General features: G+C 71.6%; 4 protein-coding genes. 3 read left to right on the top strand and 1 reads right to left on the bottom strand.

All coding sequences use genetic code 11. From position 1 onward, the window contains the following. On the top strand, positions 1–778 hold a 778-nt coding region (locus tag ACIP82_RS19580; protein WP_400654669.1), incomplete at its 5' end, for an ABC transporter ATP-binding protein. A gap of 49 nt (positions 779–827) precedes the next feature. On the opposite strand, the gene glgP is transcribed toward ACIP82_RS19580, so the two are convergent. Beyond that, positions 828–3,530: an alpha-glucan family phosphorylase gene (gene glgP, locus ACIP82_RS19575; RefSeq protein WP_400654667.1), complete on the bottom strand. Its 2,703-nt coding sequence runs from the start codon at positions 3,528–3,530 to the stop codon at positions 828–830. A gap of 1,035 nt (positions 3,531–4,565) precedes the next feature. On the opposite strand from glgP, the gene ACIP82_RS19570 reads away from it, so the two are divergent. Both ACIP82_RS19570 and treS read left to right on the top strand, forming a co-directional pair. After that, on the top strand, positions 4,566–6,536 hold the full coding sequence (locus tag ACIP82_RS19570) for an alpha-1,4-glucan--maltose-1-phosphate maltosyltransferase (RefSeq protein WP_400654782.1): 1,971 nt from the start codon (positions 4,566–4,568) through the stop codon (positions 6,534–6,536). After that, positions 6,533–8,257 carry a maltose alpha-D-glucosyltransferase gene (gene treS, locus ACIP82_RS19565; RefSeq protein WP_363604869.1) on the top strand — a complete coding sequence of 575 codons (1,725 nt, stop codon included), beginning with the start codon at positions 6,533–6,535 and terminating at the stop codon, positions 8,255–8,257. The genes ACIP82_RS19570 and treS overlap by 4 nt, the downstream gene beginning before the upstream one ends. Positions 8,258–8,450: the final 193 nt, after the last annotated feature.

Genomic DNA, 8,450 nt, shown 5'->3' with positions numbered 1-8,450 from the left:
GAACGTCGGCGCCGGATCCGAGCGCCCGGAGGCGAGCGCGCGAGGCAGGGAAGTGCGCTTTGAGAAGACCCAGTTCGCCTACCGGACCGGCAAGGAGGTGCTGCCGCCGTTCAACCTGGTGCTGCCCGCCGGGCAGACGGTGGCCGTGGTCGGCGCGACCGGTGCGGGCAAGTCGACGCTGGCCAAGCTGCTGGCCCGGTTCTACGACCCGACCGACGGCCGGATCACCCTGGACGGCGTGGACCTGCGTGACCTCGCCACCGCGGAGCTGCGGCGCGGCGTGGTGATGCTGACCCAGGAGTCCTTCCTCTTCTCCGGCACCGTCGCCGAGAACATCGCGATCGGCCGCCCCGGCGCCACCCGCGAGGAGGTCGAGCAGGCCGCCCGGGACATCGGCGCCCACGAGTTCATCGCCGCGCTGCCGGACGGCTTCGACACCGATGTGCGCAAGCGCGGCGGGCGGATCTCGGCCGGGCAGCGCCAGCTGGTCGCCTTCGCCCGAGCTCTGCTGGCCGACCCTGCCGTGCTGATCCTGGACGAGGCCACCAGTTCCCTGGACGTCCCGGGCGAGCAGGCCGTCCAGCGGGCGATGCGCACCGTGCTGGCCGGGCGGACGGCCGTGATCATCGCCCACCGGCTCTCCACCGTGGAGATCGCCGACCGGGTGCTGGTGATGGACGAGGGCCGGATCGTGGAGGACGGCACCCCGCAGGAACTGATCGACGGCTCCGGCCGCTTCGCCGAACTGCACCAGGCCTGGCGGAACAGCCTGGTCTAGGAGGGTGGGGAGACCGTGTCGGTCTCCCCACCCCACCGTCAGGGCATCATCAGCGCAGCAGCCCCGCGTCCATCCCCGCGGACTCGGCCGGCAGCGTGACCAGGCCCAGCTCGGCCGGCGAGGCCAGGCCCGGATGGGCCGGCAGCACCCGGACGGTGTACCCGAACGGGCCGGTCCGGCAGAGCTCCAGCGAGCCCTCGTACCGGGTGCGGCCGTCCAGGTCCGGGCCGCCCACCGGCTTGAGCGCGAGCAGGCAGGCGTCCGAGATGCCGTCCGACTCGTCCACCCGCCCGGACACCACCTGCACCTCGACGTCGTCCGGCTCCAGCGTGCCCAGCGCGACCTGCACCCGCAGCGCCAGCGCACTGCCCAGTTCCTGCGCCTCGTCCCGGTTCTCCGCCTCGACGTGCTCGACCCGGACGGCCGGCCAGGCCTCGCGGATCCGGGCCTTCCAGCCGGCCAGCACGCGCGCCCCGGCGTACGGGCCCTCACCCGGACGGGCCGCCGCCAGCTCCCGCTGGGCCAGCGCCGCCGGGGCGTACAGCCGCTCGACGTACTCACGGACCATCCGCCCGGCCAGCACCTTGGGACCGAGGGTGACCAGGGTGTGCCGGACCATGGCGATCCAGCGGTGCGGCAGCCCGTCCGCACCGCGGTCGTAGAACCGGGCGGCCACCTGGTTCTCGATCAGGTCGTACAGCGCGGCGGCCTCGATGTCGTCCCGCCGCTCGGCCTCGACGCTCTCCGGGTCGAGCACCCCTCCGGTGCCGTCGGCGGTGGGGATCGCCCAGCCGTTCTGGCCGTCGTACCACTCGTCCCACCAGCCGTCCAGGACGGAGAGGTTGAGGCAGCCGTTGAGCGCGGCCTTCATCCCGGAGGTGCCGCAGGCCTCCAGCGGGCGCAGCGGGTTGTTCAGCCAGACGTCGCACCCCGGGTAGAGGTGCTGGGCCATCGCCATGTCGTAGTCGGGCAGGAAGACGATCCGGTGCCGGACGACCGGATCGTCGGCGAAGGCGACCATCTGCTGGATCAGCCGCTTGCCGCCGTCGTCGGCCGGGTGGGCCTTGCCCGCGACCACGATCTGCACCGGCCGGGTGGGGTGCAGCAGCAGGGCGCGCAGCCGCTCCTGGTCGCGCAGCATCAGGGTGAGCCGCTTGTAGGAGGGCACCCGGCGGGCGAAGCCGATGGTGAGGACGTCCGGGTCGAGCACCGAGGAGACCCAGCCGAGCTCGGCCTCGCCCGCGCCGCGCTGGCGCCAGGAGGTGCGCAGCCGCTGGCGGGCCTCGTCGACCAGCTGGGCGCGCAGGTTGCGGCGCAGCTCCCAGACCTCGGTGTTGCCGATCCGCTCCAGGCCGGTCCAGCGCTTGGCGTCGCCGGTGGTCATGGCGGCCTCGGCGCGGTCGGCGCCGAGTTCGGCGGCGCCGAGCCGGACGACGGCCGGGTCGATCCAGGTGGCGGCGTGGACGCCGTTGGTGACGGAGGTGATCGGGACCTCGGTGACGTCGAAGCCGGGCCAGAGGCCGTTGAACATGGACCGGCTGACCTCGCCGTGCAGGGTGGAGACGCCGTTGGCGCGCTGGGCGAGCCGCAGGCCCATGGCCGCCATGTTGAACAGTTTCGGGTCCCCGCCGCGCCAGGTCTCGGCGCCGAGTGCGAGCACCTGCTCGGCCTGGACGCCGGGCAGGGCGGCGTCGCCGCCGAAGTGGCGGGCGACCAGCTCGCGGTCGAAGCGGTCGATGCCGGCCGGGACGGGGGTGTGGGTGGTGAACAGGGTGCCGGCCCGGACGGCCTCCAGGGCGGCGGCGAAGTCGAGCCCGGGGCCGGCCGCGTCGTCGGCGATCAGTTCGCGGATCCGCTCGACGCCGAGGAAGCCGGCGTGGCCCTCGTTGGTGTGGAAGACCTCGGGCGCGGGGTGGCCGGTGAGCCGGCAGTAGCCGCGGACGGCGCGGACGCCGCCGATGCCGAGCAGCATCTCCTGGAGCAGCCGGTGCTCGCTGCCGCCGCCGTAGAGGCGGTCGGTGACGTCGCGTTCCGCCGGCGAGTTGGCCTCGATGTCGGAGTCGAGCAGCAGCAGCGGGACGCGCCCGACCTGGGCCTTCCAGACGTGCGCGGCCAGGGTGCGGCCGCCGGGCAGGGCGAGGTCGATCCGGCAGGGGGTGCCGTCACTCTCCCGGAGCAGGCTGACCGCGAGTTCGTCCGGGTCGAGCAGGGGGTAGCGCTCCTGCTGCCAGCCGTCCCGGTTGAGGGACTGGCGGAAGTAGCCGTGCCGGTAGAACAGGCCCACGCCGATGATCGGCACACCCAGGTCGCTGGCGGCCTTGAGGTGGTCGCCGGCCAGGATGCCGAGACCGCCGGAGTACTGGGGCAGCGCGGCGGCGATGCCGTACTCGGGCGAGAAGTAGGCGATGGCGGCGGGCAGCGGGGTGCGGACGGCCTGCTGGTCGTCCCCGGGCGGGGAGCTCTGGTACCAGCGCGGGCCGGTCAGGTAGTCGCGCAGGTCCTCGGTGAGGTCGCCGAGCCTGCGCAGGAAGCGCCGGTCGGTGGCGAGTGCGGCGAGCCGGGCGGCCGGGACCTCCCCGAGCAGGCGCACCGGGTCCTCACCGGACGCGGCCCAGACCTCCGGGTCCACGGACCGGAAGAGGTCCCTGGTCTCGGGGTGCCAGGACCAGCGCAGGTTGAGGGCCAGCTCGTGCAACGGCTGGAGTTGTTCGGGCAGGACGGTGCGGACGGTGAATCTGCGGATTGCCTTCACGGCGTGAAGCGTAGCCCCGGCAATCGTCATGAGGGTGCGTCAAGTGGGCTATTGGGACTCCGTTCGGCCTATTGATGAGATCGCATTCGGCGCATTGGACTGCACAGGGGGCGCGCGAGGCGCACTTTCCGAGGGAACGCGCTACCAATGCGTGAACGCTGCGGAACAGATCCATTTCCACCGGAGGATCCGCCCCGGACGACGCCCGAAACTACTGTCGTACCGCTGCGAAAACCCTGCCCCCGGTGCGACGATGAACGAAGGTCGTTGATGCTGCGGGGAGTACGGCGAAGGGTGGCGCCCTTCTCGAAGCAGCACGTCCGAATCCTTTTCGCGTTGATCGATCCTCATCCTCCTTAGCCCATTCGGCGCTCGCCGCGCACCGACGCGTGTCCTCCGACTCGGCCTGCTCGTTCACGGGTGGGTCGGGAACCCCCCGGGGTGTCCCCGCAGAGGCGTGCGCCGGGACGCACACGGGTTCCGGGACCTCCCGCCACAGCCTCGGCGGGAGACGGGCAGGTTGCCGGGGACGACGGCGCGGGCAGGCTTCCGGTCGCACGTCCTCCCCACCCAGCAGTCCTCCCGGTACTCCCCTGGCCCGCGCGGCCCGCGGGAGCTGCCGCCGATCTCGGGCAGGAGTTTGGCATGCACGGCGACACGCGGGACCAGTCCACACCGGTGGCCGACACACTCGACGCAGCGGTCGCGGAATCCGCCGGACGGATGGATTCTGACAGTCGGGCAGACACGGCGATGCCGGGGCCCCGAGGGGCCGGGGCCGTCCCTCCGGAACGGGCCGAACCGGCCCGGCACCCGGGGGCCGAGGAGCACCGGGCCGCGGCACCGCGCAGGCGCACCACCACGAAGCGCCGCACCGCCGCCGCCACCGGCACACCCGCCGGGCCGACCGGCGCACCCACCGGCACACCCGCGGCCGGGTCCGCCACCGCGCGGGCCGGTACGCCCGCGAAGGCCGCCCCCCGCAATGCCCCCGTCCGCAAGCCCTCCGCCCGCAAGACGACAGAGAGCGACACCGTGATCGGCCGCATCCCCGTCCTGGACGTCAGCCCCCTCGTCGACGCCGGCCGCCGCCCGGCCAAGGCCGTCACCGGCGAGTCCTTCCTCGTCAGCGCCACCGTCTTCCGCGAGGGCCACGACGCGGTGAACGCCAATGTGGTCCTGCGCGACCCGCGCGGCCGCAGCGGCCCCTGGACGCCGATGCGCGAGCTCGCCGAGGGCAGCGACCGCTGGGGCGCGTACGTCACCCCGACCGCACCCGGCCGCTGGTCCTACCTGGTGGAGGCGTGGAGCGACCCGATCGCCACCTGGCGCCGGACCGCCGCCGTCAAGCTGCCCGCCGGGATCGACACCGCGCTGGTCCTGGAGGACGGCGCCCGGCTGCTGGAGCGGGCCGCCGCCAACGTGCCGAAGAAGGAGGGCCGGGCACACGTGCTGTCCGCCGCCGACGCGCTGCGCGACACCGGTCTGCCGCCGCTCTCCCGGCTGGCCGCCGCGCTCGCCCCGGACGTGCTGGACCTGCTGGCCCGGTACCCGCTGCGCGAACTGGTGAGCGCCTCCCGCCCGCTGCCGCTCCAGGTGGACCGGGAGCGCGCGCTCTACGGCTCCTGGTACGAGTTCTTCCCCCGTTCGGAGGGCGCGGTGGTGGACCCGAACGGCGTCGAGCCGCCGGTCTCCGGCACCCTGCGGACCGCCGCCGAACGGCTGCCGGCCGTCGCCGCGATGGGCTTCGACGTGGTCTACCTGCCGCCCGTCCACCCGATCGGCCGAGCCTTCCGCAAGGGCCCGGACAACACCCTGACGGCCGGTCCGCACGACGTCGGCTCACCCTGGGCGATCGGCTCGCCGGAGGGCGGCCACGACGCCGTCCACCCGGACCTCGGGACCATCGAGGACTTCGACCACTTCGTCGCCGAGGCCGAGGCGCTGCACCTGGAGGTCGCGCTGGACTTCGCGCTCCAGTGCTCCCCCGACCACCCGTGGGTGAACAAGCACCCGGAATGGTTCAGCCACCGGGCCGACGGCACCATCGCCTACGCCGAGAACCCGCCGAAGAAGTACCAGGACATCTTCCCGGTCAACTTCGATCAGGACATGGATGGAATCGTCAAGGAAACCATCCGCATCCTCCACTTCTGGATGGCCCACGGGGTACGGATCTTCCGGGTCGACAACCCGCACACCAAACCGGTGGTGTTCTGGGAGAGGGTGCTCGGCGACATCGCCCGCACCGACCCCGATGTGCTGTTCCTGGCGGAGGCGTTCACCCGGCCCGCCATGATGCACACCCTGGGGAAGATCGGTTTCCACCAGTCGTACACGTACTTCACCTGGCGCAACACCAAACAGGAACTCACCGAGTACCTCACCGAACTCTCCGGTGACGCCGCCGCCTACATGCGGCCCAACTTCTTCCCCAACACCCCGGACATCCTGCACGAGTACCTCCGGACCGGTGGCCGGGCGGCGTTCGCGATCCGCGCCGTCCTGGCCGCCACCCTCTCCCCCAGCTACGGCGTCTACGCCGGCTACGAGCTGTACGAGAACGAGCCGGCCCACCCCGGCTCCGAGGAGTACCTGCACTCGGAGAAGTACGAGCTGCGCCCGCGCGACTGGACCCGGACGGACACCCTCGCCCCGCTGCTCACCGTGCTGAACCGGCTGCGCCGCCGGCACCCCGCCCTCCAGCAGCTGCGCGGCCTGCACTTCCACCCCACCGACAACGACCAGGTGCTCGCCTTCTCCAAGACCGCGACCACGCCCGAGGGCCTCACCGACCACGTCATCACCGTGGTCAACCTGGACCCGCACCACGCCCAGGAGGCCACCGTCACGATCGCCCTCCCGGGCCGTGAGGCGGACGTGCCGTTCACGGTGCACGACGAGCTCACCGGCGCCGCCTACACCTGGGGCCGGCACAACTACGTCCGGCTCGATCCCTCTGCCGAGCCGGCTCACCTCCTCACGGTTCGGAGGAACCCAGCGTGACAGTGAACGAGCCCGTCCCCGACACCTTCCCCGAGACCTCGAAGAAGAACCTGGACCCGGAGTGGTTCAAGCGGGCGGTCTTCTACGAGGTGCTGGTGCGGTCCTTCCAGGACAGCAACGGCGACGGGATCGGGGACCTCAAGGGGCTCACGTCCAAGCTCGACTACCTGCAGTGGCTCGGGGTCGACTGCCTCTGGCTGCCCCCGTTCTTCGCCTCGCCACTGCGCGACGGCGGGTACGACGTGGCCGACTACAAGTCGGTCCTGCCGGAGTTCGGCGACCTCGCCGACTTCATGGAGTTCGTCGACGCCGCGCACGCCCGCGGCATGCGCGTGGTCATCGACTTCGTCATGAACCACACCAGCGACCAGCACCCGTGGTTCCAGGCCTCCCGGGAGGACCCGGACGGCCCGTACGGCGACTTCTACATGTGGGCCGACGACGACAAGCAGTACCCGGACGCCCGGATCATCTTCGTCGACACCGAGAGCTCCAACTGGACCTACGACCCGGTGCGCAAGCAGTACTTCTGGCACCGGTTCTTCTCCCACCAGCCGGACCTCAACTACGACAACCCGCGGGTCCAGGACGAGATGATCGCCGGGCTGCGGTTCTGGCTCGACCTCGGCATCGACGGCTTCCGGCTGGACGCGGTGCCGTACCTGTTCGCCCGCGAGGGCACCAACTGCGAGAACCTGCCGGAGACGCACGAGTTCCTCCAGCGGGTCCGCAAGGAGATCGACGCCAACTACCCCGACACCGTGCTCCTCGCCGAGGCCAACCAGTGGCCGGAGGACGTCGTCGACTACTTCGGCGACTTCGGCTCCGGCGGCGACGAGTGCCACATGGCCTTCCACTTCCCCGTCATGCCGCGGATCTTCATGGCGGTCCGCCGGGAGTCGCGCTACCCGGTCTCGGAGATCCTCGCCAAGACCCCGCGCATCCCGCACGGCTGCCAGTGGGGCATCTTCCTGCGCAACCACGACGAGCTGACCCTGGAGATGGTCACCGACGAGGAGCGCGACTACATGTACGCGGAGTACGCCAAGGACCCCCGGATGCGGGCCAACGTGGGCATCCGCCGCAGGCTCGCCCCGCTGCTGGAGAACGACCGCAACCAGATCGAGCTGTTCACCGCCCTGCTGCTCTCCCTGCCGGGCTCGCCGGTGCTCTACTACGGCGACGAGATCGGCATGGGCGACAACATCTGGCTGGGCGACCGGGACGGCGTCCGCACGCCGATGCAGTGGACGCCGGACCGCAACGCGGGTTTCTCCTCCGCCGACCCGGGCAGGCTCAGTCTGCCGCCCATCATGGACCCGGTGTACGGCTACCAGGTGACCAACGTCGAGGCGCAGCAGAGCAGTTCGAGTTCGCTGCTGCACTGGACGCGTCGCATGATCGAGATCCGCAAGCTCAACCCGGCGTTCGGCCTCGGCACGTACACCGAACTGCCCTCCAGCAACCCCGCCGTGCTGGCCTTCGTGCGCGAGCACGAGGGCGACCTGGTCATGTGCGTGAACAACTTCTCCCGGTTCGCGCAACCGACCGAACTGGACCTGCGGCAGTACGGAGGACGGTACCCGGTCGAGCTGATCGGCGGGGTGCGCTTCCCCTCGATCGGCGAGTGGCCGTACCTGCTGACCCTCGCCGGGCACGGCTTCTACTGGTTCCAGCTCCGGCAGCCCCCGCGCCTGAGCGGGACCAGGCGGTCGAAGTAACGATCCGCCAGAGCCGCCCCGGCACCTCCGCTGCACCCCCTCAGCACATTCCGCACCACCGACCGCACCAAACCTCCCGGGGGCGCGGGAGTTTGACCCCGCGCCCCCGGAGGTCTTCGGACCACCGCGTACGGAGAACAGCCCAACGGCCACCCACACGAAGGCGTGACACCTGAGCCCCGCTCGCGTGCCG

The sequence above is a fragment of the Kitasatospora sp. NPDC088548 genome (assembly GCF_044753005.1).
Lineage (GTDB): Bacteria > Actinomycetota > Actinomycetes > Streptomycetales > Streptomycetaceae > Kitasatospora.
This window is presented reverse-complemented; position numbering and strand designations above follow the sequence as displayed.